The organism is Pseudomonas sp. 43NM1 (assembly GCF_002836905.1).
In the GTDB taxonomy this organism is placed as follows: domain Bacteria; phylum Pseudomonadota; class Gammaproteobacteria; order Pseudomonadales; family Pseudomonadaceae; genus Aquipseudomonas; species Aquipseudomonas prosekii.
Map to the genome: position 1 here is coordinate 34,770 of NZ_MKGS01000047.1, position 17,195 is coordinate 51,964.

At 58.7% G+C, this 17,195-nt stretch carries 14 protein-coding genes; 5 read left to right on the plus strand and 9 right to left on the minus strand.

Going from position 1 to position 17,195, the window contains the following annotated elements; all coding sequences use genetic code 11:
* The 8 genes from BI292_RS06500 to BI292_RS06535 all read right to left on the minus strand — a co-directional run bounded on the left by BI292_RS06500 (position 1) and on the right by BI292_RS06535 (position 8,537).
* On the minus strand, positions 1–1,104 hold the full coding sequence (locus BI292_RS06500; protein WP_101207366.1) for an ABC transporter ATP-binding protein: 1,104 nt from the start codon (positions 1,102–1,104) through the stop codon (positions 1–3).
* 130 nt (positions 1,105–1,234) lie between these two features.
* The gene (locus BI292_RS06505) at positions 1,235–2,065 is read right to left on the minus strand and encodes a carbohydrate ABC transporter permease (RefSeq protein ID WP_054046221.1); all 831 of its coding nucleotides are present in this window, start codon (positions 2,063–2,065) and stop codon (positions 1,235–1,237) included.
* A 10-nt stretch (positions 2,066–2,075) separates the two neighbouring features.
* Positions 2,076–2,975 (minus strand): carbohydrate ABC transporter permease, encoded by a 900-nt coding sequence (locus BI292_RS06510; protein ID WP_256592625.1) that lies wholly within the window; start codon positions 2,973–2,975, stop codon positions 2,076–2,078.
* A gap of 152 nt (positions 2,976–3,127) precedes the next feature.
* Positions 3,128–4,438, minus strand: coding sequence for a sugar ABC transporter substrate-binding protein (locus tag BI292_RS06515; RefSeq protein ID WP_101207368.1), 1,311 nt, complete (start codon positions 4,436–4,438; stop codon positions 3,128–3,130).
* Between the two features lie 293 nt (positions 4,439–4,731).
* Positions 4,732–5,637 (minus strand): AraC family transcriptional regulator, encoded by a 906-nt coding sequence (locus BI292_RS06520; protein WP_101207369.1) that lies wholly within the window; start codon positions 5,635–5,637, stop codon positions 4,732–4,734.
* A 96-nt stretch (positions 5,638–5,733) separates the two neighbouring features.
* A complete protein-coding gene (locus BI292_RS06525; protein ID WP_101207370.1) occupies positions 5,734–6,600 on the minus strand; it encodes a phospholipase in 867 nt (288 codons plus the stop codon).
* Between the two features lie 162 nt (positions 6,601–6,762).
* A complete protein-coding gene (locus BI292_RS06530) occupies positions 6,763–8,085 on the minus strand; it encodes a glycosyltransferase (protein WP_101207371.1) in 1,323 nt (440 codons plus the stop codon).
* Positions 8,086–8,177: 92 nt separating this feature from the next.
* Entirely contained in the window at positions 8,178–8,537 is a 360-nt protein-coding gene (locus BI292_RS06535; RefSeq protein WP_101207372.1) for a response regulator, read from the minus strand.
* A 264-nt stretch (positions 8,538–8,801) separates the two neighbouring features.
* Here BI292_RS06535 and BI292_RS06540 point away from each other — a divergent pair, with 264 nt between their 5' ends.
* The 5 genes from BI292_RS06540 (at position 8,802) to BI292_RS06560 (ending at position 15,376) form a co-directional block, all read left to right on the plus strand.
* Complete coding sequence (locus tag BI292_RS06540; RefSeq protein ID WP_101207373.1) at positions 8,802–12,296, plus strand: response regulator; 3,495 nt, start codon at positions 8,802–8,804, stop codon at positions 12,294–12,296.
* Positions 12,297–12,340: 44 nt separating this feature from the next.
* Positions 12,341–13,156 (plus strand): protein-glutamate O-methyltransferase CheR, encoded by an 816-nt coding sequence (locus tag BI292_RS06545; RefSeq protein WP_092281006.1) that lies wholly within the window; start codon positions 12,341–12,343, stop codon positions 13,154–13,156.
* Entirely contained in the window at positions 13,153–13,746 is a 594-nt protein-coding gene (locus BI292_RS06550) for a chemotaxis protein CheB (protein WP_101207374.1), read from the plus strand. The genes BI292_RS06545 and BI292_RS06550 overlap by 4 nt, the downstream gene beginning before the upstream one ends.
* Positions 13,740–14,921 carry a hybrid sensor histidine kinase/response regulator gene (locus BI292_RS06555; protein WP_092281010.1) on the plus strand — a complete coding sequence of 394 codons (1,182 nt, stop codon included), beginning with the start codon at positions 13,740–13,742 and terminating at the stop codon, positions 14,919–14,921. Before BI292_RS06550 ends, BI292_RS06555 begins: the two co-directional genes overlap by 7 nt.
* Positions 14,922–14,998: 77 nt before the next feature.
* Entirely contained in the window at positions 14,999–15,376 is a 378-nt protein-coding gene (locus BI292_RS06560) for a response regulator (protein WP_010460444.1), read from the plus strand.
* A 154-nt stretch (positions 15,377–15,530) separates the two neighbouring features.
* On the opposite strand, the gene BI292_RS06565 is transcribed toward BI292_RS06560, so the two are convergent.
* Positions 15,531–17,192, minus strand: a complete 1,662-nt coding sequence (locus tag BI292_RS06565) for an ATP-binding protein (protein WP_371918706.1) — start codon at positions 17,190–17,192, stop codon at positions 15,531–15,533.
* Between the last annotated feature and the right edge of the window lie 3 nt (positions 17,193–17,195).

A 17,195-nucleotide genomic window follows, 5' to 3' on the forward strand; every position in this document is an offset into this window, starting at 1 on the left:
TCAGGCCGCTGCGCGCAGCGGGCGGGTCAGCGCCACGCCGTCGGCATCGAATAAATGGCAGTGTTCGGCGTCCAGGTGCAGGCTCAGGGTTTCGCCGTAGCGGCTGGCGAGGTCGCCGCGCACGCGCATGGTCAACGCTTCGCCGCACGAGGTGACGACGTGGCAGAAAGTGTCGCTGCCCAGACGTTCGCTGACGTCGGCCGTGACTTGCAGGGTGCAGTCGCCGGTTTGCGCAAGGTTCAAGTGTTCCGGGCGAATCCCCAGCGTTACCGCGCCGCCGACGCTCAGGTTGGCGCCGCTCAATGGCAGAGTGATGCGGGTGCCGGCGTCGAGCAGCACTTCGACGTTCTGGCTTTCGACGCGTGTGACTTTGCCCTTGAGGAAGCCCATTTTCGGCGTGCCTAGGAAACCGGCAACAAACAGGTTGGCCGGTTGGTGATAGAGGTCCAGCGGCGAGCCGACTTGCTCGACTTTGCCGCCATTGAGCACCACCACTTTGTCGGCCATGGTCATGGCTTCGACCTGATCGTGGGTCACGTAAATCATCGTCGCTTGCAGTTCTTTGTGCAGGCGCAGCAGTTCCAGGCGCATTTGCACGCGCAGGGCGGCGTCGAGGTTGGACAGTGGTTCGTCGAACAGGAAGATTTTCGGGTTGCGCACAATCGCCCGGCCAATCGCCACACGCTGGCGCTGGCCGCCCGACAGTTGTTTAGGTTTGCGCTCCAGCATCGGCCCGAGTTCGAGGATGCGCGCCGCTTCGCCGACTTTCTTCTCGACTTCGGCTTTCGGTACGCCGGCCAGATCGAGGGCGAACGACATGTTCTTTTTCACGGTCATGTGCGGATACAGGGCGTAGGTCTGGAACACCATCGCCAGGTCGCGCTTGGCCGGGCTGACTTCGGTGATGTCGCGGCCATCGAGTTCGATAGTGCCGCCGCTGACTTCTTCGAGGCCGGCGATCAGGCGCAGCAGCGTGGATTTGCCGCAGCCCGACGGACCGACGAACACCACGAATTCCTTGTCGTTCACTTCCAGGTCGATGCCCTTGATGATGGAAAAACCTTCGAAGCCTTTTTGCAGATTCTTGATTTTCAGGTTGGCCATGGTGATGGGCCTCCACGTATTGTTATTCGGTTGAGCCGCTCGGGCTTTTTTGTAGGAGCCAGGCTTGCCGGCGAAGGCGATTTGACGGACACCTTCGCCGGCAAGCCTGGCTCCTACAGAGACGATCCATTTATTTCACCGCACCAAACGACAGGCCCCGGACCAGTTGTTTCTGGCTGATCCAGCCGAAGATCAGAATCGGCGCGCAGGCCAGGGTCGAGACCGCTGACAACTTGGCCCAGAACAGACCTTCGGGGCTTGAATACGAGGCGATCAATGCGGTCAGCGGCGCGGCTTTCGACGAGGTCAGGTTGAGTGACCAGAACGCCTCGTTCCAGCACAGGATCAGCGACAGCAGCACCGTGGAAGCCAGGCCACCCTTGGCGATCGGCAGCAATACCCGAACCATTTCCTGCCACAGCGTAGCGCCGTCGAGGCGCGCGGCTTCGAGGATGTCTTTGGGGATGTCTTTGAAGTAGGTGTAAATCATCCAGACCACAATCGGCAGGTTGATCAGCGTGTAGATCACGATCAGCGCAATCCGCGTATCGAGCAGGCCGAAGCTTTTTGCCAGCAGGTAGATCGGCATCAGCACGCCCACCGGCGGCAGCATTTTGGTGGAGAGCATCCACAGCAGCGTGCCTTTGGTGCGTTTGGTTTCGTAGAACGCCATCGAGTAGGCCGCCGGCACCGCGATCAGCAGGCAAAGCGCCGTGGCGCTGAAGGAAATCACCACCGAGTTCCAGGCGAAACTGAAGTAGTCGCTGCGCTCGTTGATGTGCAGGTAGTTTTCCAGCGTCGGCGTGAAGATGAACTGCGGCGGCGTGGCGAAGGCGTCGATTTCGGTTTTGAAACTGGTCAGCACCATCCAGAAGATCGGGAAGAAGATCAGGATCGCGATGGCCCAGGCCAGGGTGCCGAGCAGCAGGCTTTGCAGGCGGCGGGATTGTTGAAGAGTCATGGCGCGGGCCTCAGGCTTTGTCTGTCAGGTTTTTGCCGATCATCCGGACCAGCACGATGGCCGCGACGTTGGCAATCACCACCGCGATCAAGCCGCCAGCGGACGCCATGCCGACATCGAACTGCACCAGCGCCTGGTTGTAGATCAGGTAGGCGAGGTTGGTCGAGGCATAGCCGGGGCCACCATTGGTGGTGGTGAAGATTTCGGCGAACACCGAGAGCAGGAAGATCGTTTCGATCATCACCACCACCGCAATCGGCCGCGCCAGGTGCGGCAGGGTCAGGTGCCAGAAGATCGCGACCGGGCCGGCACCGTCGAGGCGCGCGGCTTCTTTCTGTTCCTGGTCGAGAGACTGCATGGCGGTCATCAGGATCAGGATCGCGAAGGGCAGCCATTGCCAGGACACAATGATGATGATCGACAGCAGCGGGTAATGCGCCAGCCAGTCCACCGGTTGCGCGCCGAAGAGTTTCCAGACGTAGGCGAGAATTCCCGAGACCGGATGAAAAATCAGGTTCTTCCAGATCAGCGCGCCGACGGTGGGCATGATGAAAAACGGCGAAATCAGCATGACCCGGACGATGCCGCGTCCGAGGAATTCACTGGCCTCCAGCAATGCACTGATCAATACGCCAAACACCACGCTGATCAGCAACACGCTGCCGACCAGCAGCAAGGTATTGCTGGCGCCGGGCAGGAAACCCGAATCGGTGAGGAAGTAGGTAAAGTTTTCCAGCCCGACGAACTCGTTTTCGCCGGGGTAGAGCAGGTTGTAGCGGATCATCGAGAAGTACACGGTCATGCCCAGTGGCACGATCATCCACAGCAGCAACAGTGCCACTGAAGGACTGACCAGAAACCAGCCGGGATTGGCCAGCCGGCTTTTACGCACCGGTTGGGGAATGTCCATTTGAGCTTTGGCAGTTGAGATATTCATGGCAAGAGAACCGATTGGGAACAGGCAGATGAGATCAACTGTAGGAGCGAGGCTTGCCCGCGAAAGCGGTGTGTCAGACAAACCGCCTTCGCGGGCAAGCCTCGCTCCTACAGGGGGGGCACGGGTTACTTGGGGTAACCGGCGCGCTTCATCTCACGTTCGGTAGTTTGCTGGGCCGCGGTCAGCGCTTGATCGACCGTGGTCTGGCCGATCAACGCTGCCGAGAACAACTTGCCAACCTGCGTGCCGACGGCTTGGAACTCCGGAATGGTCACCAATTGAATGCCAATGTACGGCACAGGTTTCGCGCTCGGTTTGCTCGGATCGGCCACTTTCAGCGATTCCAGCGTGACTTTGGCAAACGGCGCGGCGCTCATGTAAGCCTCGCTGTAGGTCGAGGCGCGCGTGCCTGGTGGCACGTTGGCAATCCCGTCCTTCTCGGCAACCAGCGCGCCGTATTCCTTGGAAGTGGCCCAGGCGCTGAAGGTCTTCGCGGCGTCCTTGGCTTTGGAACTGGTCGGGATCGCCAGTGCCCAGGAATACAACCAGGCTGAGCCTTTGTCGGTGGTTTCATGCGGCGCATAGGTGAAGCCGACGTGCTCGCTGACCTTGCTTTGGCTCTTGTCGGTGACGAACGAGCCGGCAACGCTGGCGTCGACCCAGATCGCGCATTTGCCGCTGTTGAACAGCGCGAGGTTTTCGTTGAAGCCGTTGCTGGATGCGCCTGGAGGGCCGGAATCCTTCATGGTTTTGACGTAGAAGTTCAGCGCGTTTTTCCATTCCGGACCGGTGAATTCCGGTTTCCACTGTTCGTCGAACCAGCGCGCGCCATAGGCGTTGGCGACGGTGGTGATCAACGCCATGTTTTCGCCCCAACCGGCCTTGCCGCGCAGGCAGATGCCGTACTGTTCTTTGTCCTTGTTCGTGAGTTTGCTGGCAAATTCGCTGATTTGCGTCCAGGTCGGATGCTCCGGCATGGTCAGCCCGGCGTCCTTGAACAGGTCGGTGCGGTAATAGGTGATCGAGCTTTCGGCGTAGAACGGCAAGGCGTACAGCGAGCCCTTGACCGACAGACCTTCCCGCACCGACGGGAATACATCGTCGAGCGCGTAATCGGCCGGCAAATCCTTCATTGGTTCCAGCCAACCCTTGGCGCCCCAGAGTGCTGCTTCGTACATGCCAATCGTCAACACGTCGAACTGGCCGCCCTGTGTGGCGATGTCGGTGGTCAGGCGCTGGCGCAGGACGTTTTCTTCGAGCACCACCCAATTCAGCTTGATGTCCGGATGTGCGGCCTCGAAGGTTTTCGAGAGCTTTTGCATGCGGATCATGTCGCTGTTGTTGACGGTGGCGATGGTCAGGGTCTGAGCGCCGAGGCTGACGCTGCTGAGGGTCATGCAGGTGAGGGCAAGCAGAGCTTTTACAGAAGGTTGCATCGTGCACTCCTTTTCTGTACCCGGCGGGGCCAGAAGGACGGTTATTGTTTTTGTGTCTTCCGAGGCAGGAAGAATGTGCACTGATTACAGCCTTCAATTGAGGATGTGACAAATCATCCATAGCACTGCAATCGATACTTTTTTGCACTGGTGTTTGCGTGGGCGAGCGCAGAGGACGGTTATCGGGCGACAGTCCGGCATGAATTCCGTATTGGTTTTTTCACTCGTGGGAGCATGGCTTGCCCGCGATGACGCTCTCGGGAACGCCATCGCGGGCATGCCATGCGCCTACGCTAACCGAGGTTTTGTTCGGTCAGGCGCTGCACCGCCAACCGCCGGTAATGCGACGGTGTCATGCCTTTGAGCTGCTGAAACCGCCGATTGAAATTGGAGATATTGTTGAACCCGGACTCGAAACACACGTCCGTCACCGGTTTATCGCCATCGGCGAGCAGCTCGCAGGACTTGCTGATGCGCAACCGATTGACGAATTCGATAAAACAGCGGCCTGTAGCCTGTTTGAACACGCGGCTGAAATAGGTCGGTTTCATCCCCAAATGTTCCGCCACTTCTTCCAGCGGCAACTCCCGGGCGTAGTGGGCAAAAATGTAATCCACCGCGCGGTTGGTGCGGTCGACGCTGTGCTCGTCGGCCAACTGCGGCGTGGTGGCGCCGGACAACAATTGGTAGTCATCCGAGGCCGCAAGCAACTCCAGCAGAATGAAAAAGTGCCCGAGGCGCGTGACGCCTTGGGTATCAGCGATGCGTTGCATCAGCGTCATTGCCTGGCGAATCGTACGCTTGCAGCGAAACTCGATGCCGTACTGCGCACGCTCAAGCAGTGGTGCCAGGGTTTTCAGTTCGGCGAACACCAAATGGCCGCTGTCGAACAGCTCATCAGTGAAGTTGACCAGCATGTCGCGCTTGGGCACCACTTCGTTTTCGGCGACCTGGCTGATCCAGTTGTGCGGCAGGTTTGGGCCCGTGAGGAAAAGCGATTCCGGATAAAAATTGCCGATGTAGTCGCCAATGAACACCTTGCCGGAACTCGCGACGATCAGGTGCAGTTCGTATTCCTTGTGAAAATGCCAGCGCACCAGCGGGCACGGAAAGCCATGCTGGCGATAGATGATGGACAACCCGTTGTGGTCGTCCATCAACTCATAGGAGGGGTCGGTGATGCGGGTAGCTCGGCTCATGGCAAGGCACTTTTATTGTTAACGCTGTTGTTAGTGCGATTGTTATTGCGCCCCGATGATGCCTCTTTCCGACCCGATTGCGCCAGCGCCCACCGCTCAAGCCTGCAGGCTGACAGCCTTCATGCTGTTGGCGACCCAGCAGTACCCGACGATTTCCGATTCGTCAAAAAAGTCGGTGCTGATGATGCTGCATTGGGTGACCCAGTCCCGCGACGAATGGAACCAGTCATTGATGTGCTCCTTGATATCTACCGGGCCGCCGAGAAATGAGTAGCTGGTGGCGGTTAATGACCACAGGTATGAGCCAAATCGCGGAGTGTCGAGAGTGGTGACGATATGCTGGCGCAGCTCGGCCACATTGGTCAGCCGGGACCCGCTCCAGCGGTGGGGAACGCTGCTCCAGAAGTAATCCAGATCCAGATCCACCGAGTAGCGAGAGGCAAGCACCACGCGTTTCTTGCTGCTCGCAGCCTTGAGCTCGCCAATGGTTTTCTCGTCATCGTCAGGCGCAATGGTGCGTGCGCCCAAGCGCAGTTTCACCAGGTCGTTGAACTGCTTGAAATCGAAGGGCTGGTCGCCGTCGCGTAGCTGGTGGAAATCCAGAACGATGAATTCATCCGGATTACGCTCCAGAAAGTTGTTGACCGCATCCAGCAGTTCATCCAGCACGCGATGCGATTGGTGACCGTTGTGGTGAAAGTAAAATGTGCCGGCGGGCGAGCCGGGCGTGTAGCCCAGGCGCAAATCGAAAGCTCGGGCACCTTTGGCCAGTTGCCAGGCAAATGAATCGTTCTGGCAGGTGGTCCAGTTTCCAACGATCACTTCGTAATTCGGGGCTTTTTTGTCCATGCCGGCGTTGTGCACGCCGGGCCAGATCAGGTCGGTCAATTTCAAGCGGTCAATGTCGAGGACTTTGTTCATCCAGCATTGCGTGTCGACATTGGCGGTAGGGGTAAATGGCATGTCTCAAGGCTCCTGCCCAAGACTCGGCTCCGATCCGTGGAGGCGAGATAGTGTGGAAAAAATCACTTCATGCGACAGAGCCTAGAAGCTGATCCGCAATCTTTCCACTCAAAGAAACATCTTAATAAACATAGCCTTGTGCCATATTGCTCAGGTTATTTATCAGCGGCGAGATTCGGAAACGTCTGACTCGCTGTGTCGATTTTTCGCCTCGATCCATTGCGACATGTACTGCGTGCTTTTATGCGCGTGGTGCCGAAGCATGGCGCCGGTGAAGTTGTCGCGACGCCGCGTGGCCAAGTCGCGACGGCAGGCCTGCAGCCGTTCGATCAGCGCCGGGCCGTGCACCGATTGCCGGTATTGCGCGGCGAGCAACTGATCCCCTTGTTGTTGCGCCTCGGTCCACAAAGCCTGGTCCTGATACAACGCGACGGCTGCAGCGGCGATGGCTTCAGCGGATTCTCCAACCACACCGGGCCATGGCAGCAGACCATCGCTCATGCCTTCAGCGCCAATCGGCGTGGTCACGGTCGGCGTGCCGCAGAGCATCGCATCGACGATTTTGCCCTTGATCCCGGCGCCGAAGCGCAACGGCGCCAGGCAAACGCGCGCCGCCGACATTACTTGCAAGGCATCTTCCGCCCAGTTCATCACATGAAAACCTTGCGCCGGGTTGTGCAGCGCGGTGGCTTTCGGCGGGGTGTAGGCGCCATATAAATGCAATTGCGCGCCGGGTAATTGCTGGCGAATCAGCGGCCACACGGCGGTTTTCATCCAGAGCACCGCGTCCCAGTTCGGCGCATGGCGGAAGTTGCCAATGCTCAGAAAGTGCGCACGTGCCTCGAACGCCGTGTGCGCGGTTGTTGGCATCGCTGGCATCAACGGGCACCAGTGCAGCAGCTCCCGTGGCATTTTGAACTGCTCGACCAGCAACTCGATTTCCACCGGGGAAATCATCAGGCTCAGGTCGCAGCGGTACAGCGCGGCAATCTCGCGTTTGGCCAGGTCGGTGCCCGCCATCAATTCGAATTCTTCGCGCAACGCCGGCGCAAACAGATCGCCGAAATCGTTTTCGTCGGCGCTGGCCTTCAAACGGTCTTTGAGGCGCTGATGCCGGGCATGTCGCAGACTTTGCAGGTCGGAGGTTTCGAGCACGCGCAGCGCGTCGGGGCAGTGTTTCTCGACACGCCAGCCGAACTGCTCTTCCATCATGAATTGGTCGAACAGGACAATATCCGGGGCGAGTTCGCGGATGAACGTGTCGAAACTGCTGTTGTTCAGCTCGATTGCGCATTCACGAATACCCAGCGCCGCGAGGTCAGCCTTGTGCTCGCCAACGCCCGCCGGGCTGCTGAACGTGATGTCCCAACCCTGTTGCACAAATGTATCGAGAATCTGCATGACATGCCCGCTGGCCGCCGAAGAACGGGGTTCGGGCCAGACATAACCAATGACCAGGACTTTGGTGGCGGACGGCGGGAGCATCGGTATTCCTTGAGGCGGCTAATCGGGCAGGGCGCAATTAAACCACAGCAGGAATTCAGGTTTTACAGAGGTTTACCGCAGCGTTGAGGGAATCAGGCGAGCATGCCGCGAACCTTGTCGCGCAGTTGGTCGATCGAGAACGGCTTGCCAATTACTTGCATGCCGGACGGCACGTCGATGCTTTCGGCGTAACCGCTGGCAAACAGGATCGGCAGTTCCGGGCGCAGTATCCGTGCTTGCTTGGCCAGTTCGCGGCCGTCCATGCCCGGCAGGCCGACGTCGGTCATCATCAGGTCGATGTATTGGTCTTCATCATTAAGGAACGTCAGGGCCTCTTCGCTGCCGTCCGCCTCCAGCACCCGGTACTCAAGTTCCTCGAGGACATCGACGATCAGCATGCGCACGATGGCATCGTCTTCGACGACAAGGATGATGGACGCTTCGGCGGACATAATAGGAGCTCTCAAAGATGAATTTACGGGTCGGCGGTCGATCGAATTCGCCGGTCTCTTGCTTGAGTAATTGCCGGACCCCGACAAGTTCCCGACCCAATACAAAAAATAGGCGATGTGCAGGAACGCGCAAGGATAACGCGCGCCATTGATCAAGCGCAGCTAATTGCCGGAATTTGCGACAAAAGCTGTCAGAAAATTAGATTCGTGTAGCGGTTTTGGGGCAAACTCCCTGGTTTTCGACAGTTCGACAAGGCATTTCCCATGACCCCTGCGTCCTCGGTTGATGAGCAACGATTCCGTAAACTGCTGAGCCGCAACGTCAGTTTGCCGCTGGGCGTGGGCGCTATCAGCGCGGTTTTCTTTGTGGCGTTGATCACTTACCTGTTGTCCGTCATCCAATGGGTCGAGCACACCGACCGGGTGATCAATAACGCTAATGAAGCGGTGAAGCTCACCGTCGACTTGGAAACCGGCATGCGCGGCTTCCTGCTCAGCGGCGACGAGCACTTCCTCGACCCTTATGAAACGGCCAAGCCGCGCATTGCGGTCGCGCTCAATACCTTGCTCGAACTGACCGGCGACAACCCGATTCAGACCGATCGTTTGCACCGCTTGCAGGCATTGCAAACCGAATGGGCGACTTATGCGCAATCGATGATCGATTTGCAGCGCAGCAGCGGCGACTATCGCGGCGCGGTGAAGGCCGGTCGCGGCAAGCGCCTGACCGATGAGATTCGCAAGCAATTCGAAGACGTGATCGACATGGAGCAACAGTTGCGCACCACGCGCAACGAAGAAGTGCGCCGCACGACGATCTGGAGCATCACCCTTTATCTGCTGTTCGTTGCCGGCATCAGCGGTCTGCTGGCGTATATCGGCCGTCGCGATCTGCTCAATCTGTCGCAAAACTATGCCGCCAACATGGCCGCGCAACAGGCCAGCGCCGCGCGTCTCGAGCAGCAAGGCTGGTTGCGCAGTGGTCAGACCGAACTGGCCGAACAAGTGCTGGGGCAGCTGTCCTTGCAAATGTTGGGGCGCAATATCCTCAAGTTCTGCGCGCAATACATGGGCACCGCCGTCGCCGCTATTTATATACGCGAAGACCATGGCGGCCTGAAACGTGTGGCTTCTTACGGTTTTTCGCGTGAGCAGGAAGAGCAGGATCAAGCGATCTACGACGGCGAAGGCATTGTCGGTCAGGCCGTGCGGCAAGCGCGGTTGATTCGTCTGGATGACGTGCCGCAAGGTTATTTCCGCGTTAGCTCCGGCCTCGGCGAAGGCCTGCCGCACAGCGTGATGGTGGTGCCGACCAGCGACGACGATCGGGTCAACGGCGTGATCGAGCTGGGTTTCCTGCGTCCACTGGAAGAGCGCGACGTCGAATTGCTCGAGCTGATCGCCAGCAACATCGGCACCTCAATTGAGGCCGCGCGTTATCGTCAGCGCTTGCAGGAAGTGCTGGCTGAAACCCAGCAGCTCAACGAAGAACTGCAAGTGCAGCAGGAAGAGCTGAAAACCGCCAACGAAGAGCTGGAAGAGCAGTCGCGGATTCTCAAGGAATCCCAGGCGCACCTCGAAACCCAGCAGGTCGAACTGGAGCAGACCAACGAACAGCTCGCCGAGCAGGCGCAGATTCTGTCCGACCAGCGCGATGCGATGGACCAGAAGAACACCGAGCTCAATCAGGCCCAGACGCAACTGGAAGAACGCGCCGAAGAGTTGCAGCGCTCCAGCAAGTACAAATCCGAATTCCTCGCCAACATGTCCCATGAACTGCGCACACCGCTGAACAGTTCGCTGATTCTCGCCAAGCTGCTGGCGGAAAACCCGCAGGAAAACCTCAGCGCCGAACAGGTCAAGTTTGCCGAGTCGATCTATTCCGCCGGCAACGATCTGCTCAACCTGATCAACGACATTCTCGACATTTCCAAAGTCGAGGCCGGCAAGCTCGACATGCGCCCGGAAAACACCAGCGTTTCGCGCTTGGTCGAAGGCCTGCGCGGGATGTTCGAGCCGATGGCCAAAGACAAGAATCTGCAGTTCAACATCGAGTTGCAGCCAGGCGCGCCGATGATGATTTTCACCGACCGCCAACGTCTGGAACAGGTGGTCAAGAACCTGTTGTCGAACGCCGTCAAGTTCACCGAAAAGGGCAGCGTCAGCCTGACCGTCGCCAGTCAGCCGGGCGACGGCATTGCCTTTATCGTCCGCGATTCCGGGATCGGCATTGCGGCGGACCAGCAGGAAAGCATCTTCGAAGCCTTCCGCCAGGCCGACGGCACCACCAACCGCCGCTACGGCGGCACCGGGCTGGGCCTGTCGATCTCGCGTGATCTGGCAGTGTTGCTCGGCGGCTCGATCAGCGTCACCAGCGAGCCGGGGCAGGGCAGTTCGTTCACCCTGGTGTTGCCGCTGCAATACATCGAACCAGGCGAAGAACCGATCGAGCCGATGCGCGCAACGCCGGTGGCTTACGTGCCAAAACCGGCTGCCCCTGCTGCACAGGTGCCGGTGATTGCCGAAGTCGACATCCCGCGTTTCGACGATGACCGCACCAAGGCACCGTTCACCACGCGCTGCATTCTGGTGGTGGAAGATGAGCCGAACTTTGCGCGCATCCTCTACGATCTGGCGCACGAACTGGGTTATCAGTGCCTGGTCGCGCACGGCGCCGATGAAGGTTACGACCTGGCGAAAGAGTTCATCCCCGACGCGATCCTGCTCGACATGCGCCTGCCGGACCATTCCGGTTTGACCGTGTTGCAGCGCCTGAAAGAACGCGCCGAAACCCGACACATTCCGGTTCACGTGATTTCGGTCGAAGACCGCGTCGAAGCGGCGATGCACATGGGCGCCATCGGGTACGCGGTCAAACCGACCACCCGCGAAGAGCTCAAAGACGTGTTCGCACGCCTGGAAGCCAAACTGACGCAAAAGGTCAAACGCGTGTTGCTGGTCGAGGACGATGACCTGCAGCGCGACAGCATTGCGCGGTTGATTGGCGATGAAGACATCGAAATCACCGCAGTCGGTTTCGCTCAGGAAGCGCTCGATCTGCTGCGCGAGACGATCTTCGATTGCATGGTCATCGACCTGAAACTGCCGGACATGCTCGGCAATGACCTGCTCAAGCGCATGGCCACCGAGGATATTTGCTCGTTCCCGCCGGTGATTGTCTACACCGGGCGCAACCTCACCCGCGACGAAGAAGCCGAGCTGCGCAAGTACTCGCGCTCGATCATCATCAAGGGCGCGCGCTCGCCGGAACGCTTGCTCGACGAGGTCACACTCTTTCTGCACAAAGTCGAATCGCAGTTGTCCCATGAGCGCCAGAAGATGCTCAAGACTGCGCGCAGTCGCGACAAGGTCTTCGAGGGCCGCAAGGTGCTGCTGGTGGACGACGATGTGCGCAACATCTTCGCCCTGACCAGTGCGCTGGAGCATAAGGGCGCTGTGGTGGTGATTGGCCGTAACGGTCGTGAAGCGATCGAGCGATTGAATGAAGTCGAGGACATCGACTTGGTGCTGATGGACGTGATGATGCCGGAGATGGACGGTTACGAGGCCACAGCCTTGATCCGCCAGGATCCGCGCTGGCGCAAACTGCCGATCATCGCCGTCACGGCAAAAGCCATGAAGGACGATCAGGAACGTTGCCTCGCGGCGGGTTCCAACGACTACCTGGCCAAGCCGATCGACCTCGATCGCCTGTTCTCGCTGATCCGCGTGTGGTTGCCGAAAATGGAACGCATCTAGTGGAAAGCTTTTAGTGGAAAACCTTTAGTGGAAAAGAACAACTAGTGGAAAAGAATAACGAAATCGAACTGCGGCTGTTGATCGAGGCGATTTACCTCAAGTACAGCTATGACTTTCGCGACTATTCCGGTGCTTCGATCAAGCGCCGGGTCAGTCATGCGTTGGGTCAGTTCGAGTGCGCGACCATCTCGGCGTTGCAGGACAGGGTCCTGCACGATCCGACCGCGTTCATGCAGTTGCTGCAATTGCTGACGATCCCGGTCAGCGAGATGTTTCGCGACCCGTCGCATTTTCTCGCGATCCGCAAGGAAGTGGTGCCGCTGCTCAAGACCTATCCATCGATCAAGATCTGGATTGCCGGCTGCAGCACGGGCGAAGAGGTCTATTCGATGGCCATCCTGCTGCGCGAGGAAGGGCTGCTCGACCGCACCATCATTTATGCCACCGACATCAATCCGCGTTCGCTGGACAAAGCCAAGCAAGGGATTTTCTCGATGGAGAATGTCCGTGCCTACACGGCCAATTATCAGCAGGCCGGTGGCCAGCGTTCATTTGCCGACTACTATACGGCGGCGTACGGTTACGCGATTTTTGACAAGAGCCTGTGCGAGAACGTGACGTTTGCCGATCACAGCCTGGCGACGGACAGTGTATTCTCCGAAACTCAATTAATTTCGTGTCGTAACGTGTTGATTTACTTCAACAAAAAACTTCAGGATCGGGCGTTCGGACTGTTTCACGAGTCGTTGTGCCACCGCGGTTTCCTGGTGTTGGGCAGTAAGGAAACGCCGGACTTCTCGGCGTTCGGCAAGCAGTTCGAGCCATTGGTCAAACAAGAACGGATCTACCGCAAATCATGAACCACGCACCCGGTTTGCCGACCGTAGAGGCTATCGTGATTGGTGCTTCGGCCGGCGGCGTCGAGGCGTTGTTGAACATCCTGGGCCCACTGCGCCCAGGCTTTGTGCTGCCGATCATCGTGGTGCTGCACTTGCCCGAAGAGCGCCGCAGCCATTTGGCCGAGGTGTTTTCCCGACGGGTTTCGCTGCCGGTACTCGAAGCGTACGACAAGACTCCGGTCGAGGCGGGCACGCTGTATTTCGCCGGCCCCGGTTATCACTTGTCGGTGGAGCATGACCGCAGTTTTTCGTTGAGCCTGGAAGATCGCGTGCACCATTCGCGGCCCTCGATCGATTACCTGTTCGAGTCGGCCGCTGATGTTTACGGCCCGGCACTGGCCGCGGTGCTGCTGACCGGCGCCAATCGCGACGGTGCGAGCGGCTTGGCGCAGGTCAAGGTGCGTGGCGGCCTGACGGTGGTGCAAGATCCCGAAGAGGCCCAGGTGGCGACGATGCCGCGGGCGGCGCTGGCCTTGCACCAGCCGGACTACATACTTCCCATACACGGCATCGGCCGTTTGATTGTCGAGCTGGAACAAATCGCATGTTAAGTAATATTCAAGCCAAGCTGCTGATCGTCGACGATTTGCCGGAGAACCTGTTGGCCCTTGAAGCGCTGATCAAGCGCGAAGACCGCACGGTCTACAAGGCGCTGTCGGCGGACGAAGCCTTGTCGCTGTTGCTGCAACACGAGTTCGCCATGGCCATTCTCGACGTGCAGATGCCGGGCATGAATGGCTTCGAGCTGGCCGAGCTGATGCGCGGCACGGAGAAAACCAAGAACATCCCGATTGTTTTCGTCAGCGCCGCCGGTCGCGAGCTCAATTACGCGTTCAAGGGCTACGAAAGCGGCGCCGTCGACTTCCTGCACAAGCCGCTGGATATCCACGCGGTCAAAAGCAAGGTCAACGTGTTCGTCGATTTGTATCGCCAGAGCAAAGCGATGAAGCAACAGGTCGAAGCCCTGGAGCAGAGCCGCCGCGAGCAGGAAGCGTTGCTCAAGCAGTTGCAGAACACCCAGAACGAACTGGAGCAAGCGGTGCGTATGCGTGATGACTTCATGTCGATCGTCGCTCACGAAGTGCGCACGCCGCTCAATGGCCTGATCCTTGAAACCCAGTTGCGCAAGATGCACCTGGCCCGGGATAACGCCGCAGCGTTTACCCTCGACAAGATGCACGCAATGGTCGACCGCGACGAGCGCCAGATCAAAAGCCTGATCCGTCTGATCGAGGACATGCTCGACGTGTCGCGGATTCGCACCGGCAAGCTGTCGATCCGACCGAGTCGTTTTGATCTGGTGAAGCTCGTCGATAACTTGCTGCAAAACTTCGCGCCGCAAGTCGATGCCGCCGAATCGTCCGTGGTGTTCACCGCCGAGGGCGCGGTGGAAGGCCATTGGGATGAGTTCCGCATCGAGCAAGTGATCTCCAATCTGCTGACCAACGCCCTGCGCTACGGCGGCAAGGGCCAGATCGACGTGCGCGTGTATTGCCACGGCAGCGAGGCGCGGGTCGAGGTTCAGGACCGTGGCATCGGCATCAGCGAAGAAAACCAGAAGCGTATTTTCCTGCAGTTCGAGCGGGTTTCAGCCAAGACGGTGGTAGCTGGATTGGGGCTCGGATTGTTTATTTCAGAACAAATCGTAGCCGCCCATGGCGGATCCATCGTCGTCGAGAGCAAGATCAACGAAGGCGCCTTATTTCGCGTTTGTCTGCCGCTGTAGGAAAACAGCCAGATAAACGCAACCTCTGAACGGCCCCACGGTCGTATCAGCAGCTATTGACCGAACAAAGGCTTCCCATGAGTGAAGATGCGCAAGATGTAGTACTCATTGTCGAGGACGATCCCTCGATTTTGATGGTGTTGTCTGCCTATCTGTCGGGTGAGGGTTACCGGGTGTTGCAAGCCGAAAACGGTGAGCAGGCCTTCGAGATCCTTGCCAGCAAACCCCACCTGGACATGATGATTACCGACTTCCGCCTGCCCGGTGGAATCTCTGGCGTGCAAATCGCCGAGCCTGCGGTGAAACTTCGACCGGAACTCAAAGTGATCTTCATCAGCGGTTATCCGCAGGAAATCCGCGAAACCGACAGCCCGATCACGCGCAAGGCGCCGATTCTGGGCAAGCCGTTTGATCTGGATGTGTTGCAGGAATTGATGCAGGACATGTTGTCCTGAAGGTTGGCTCAACTGGGTGGCGAAGTCGCTTTTAAAGCAGCCTTCGCCAGCAAGCTGTGTGCCTATGGCGGCTTTTTGCGTTCTGTAGGTGCGAGGCTTGCCCGCGCAAGCTTCTTTGAGTGGTTACTGCCGGCATCCTTCGCCGGCATATTCTTCAGATCCGGATCATCTCGCGCACCTTGGCGGTCAGCAGATCGAAGGTGAACGGCTTGGTGATCAGCTGCATGCCCGGGTCGAGGAAACCACCGCGCACTGCCGCGTGCTCGGCATATCCGGTAATGAACAACACTTTGAGGTCGGGACGATATTGCCGACCGATCTCCGCCAGTTGCCGGCCATTCATGCCCGGTAGTCCGACGTCGCTGATCAGCAGATCAATGCGCTGGTCGGAATCAAGGATCGGCACCGCACTGTCGGCATCACCCGCCTCGACAAACGCGTAGCCCAGCTCACTGAGCACGGCGCTGACCAACACCCGAACCGCCGGATCGTCTTCGACAATCAGCACTGTTTCGCCATCGAGCGCGTAAGGCGCTTGCTCGATATTAACCAGCGCGTCCTGCACCAGATCATTGATATTGCGCGGCAGGTACAGGTTGACCGTGGTGCCTTTGCCGACTTCACTTTCGATCGTTACATGGCCGCGCGACTGCTTGCTGAAACCGTAAATCATCGACAACCCAAGCCCGGTGCCCTGGCCAATCGGTTTAGTCGTGAAAAACGGATCGAACGCGCGGCTGATGGTGCTTTGCGGCATCCCGCAACCGGTGTCGGTGACGCTCAACACCACGTAATCGCCCGGTTGCAAATTGCCGTGGGTTTCGGTGAAAGCCGCGTCGAGATGCTGGTTGAAGGTTTTCACCGTCAACTTGCCGCCGTCGGGCATTGCATCGCGGGCATTCAACACCAGGTTGAGCAGGGCGCTCTCCAATTGATTCGGATCCGCCTCGGCGACCCAGAGCTTTTCGTTCAGCTGCATGTCGAGCTGAATGGTTTCGTTGATGCTGCGCTGCAGCAGCTCTCCCATGGAGGTGACCAGGGCGTTCATTTCGACCGGCTTGGAGTCCAGCGACTGGCGGCGCGAGAAGGCCAGCAAGCGGTGAGTCAAACCCGCCGCACGGTTGGCCGAGGTCACGCCCAGATCGATCAAGCCATCCAGATCTTCAGTACGGCCACGCGCCAAGCGTCGGCGCAGCAACTCAAGGCTGCCGATGATGCCGGTGAGCATGTTGTTGAAGTCGTGGGCGATGCCGCCGGTCAATTGACCGACCGCTTCCATTTTCTGCGATTGGCGCAACGCTTCTTCGTTATGCCGCAGCTGCGCGGTGCGTTCCTCGACTTGCTGCTCGAGGGTTTCGAGGGTGATTTGCAGTCGCTGTTCGCTTTGACTGAGGTCGATCAACCGGTCCCTGGCTTCGTATTGTCGTCGACGCCCGCGCAACGCGGTGGTTACCAGACTGATCAGGGTCACCGGGTGAAAAGGGCGTTCGAGGAAGGTGACGTTGCCCAGTTGCGGGCCAAGCCGCGACGCCGGATTCTGCTCCGGCCCGCCGTGGTGGGTGAGCAATACAATCGGCAGGTCGGACCATGCCGGTTGTTGATCGATCAATTGCAACAAGCGCTCGAGATCAGCGCCGAGCAATGCTTCGGAAGAAATCAGCAGCATCCCGGCGCCGTCTTCCAGTTCCGCGCACAAGTCCGCGAGATCGCGGGCGATAACGCCCGAGAATCTAGCTTCGTTGAGCATCATCAGCGCAATCTGGCTGTCGCGCCCCAGCGGCGCGAGGATGATCGCGCGCTCGGACGTCGCGGCCATGAC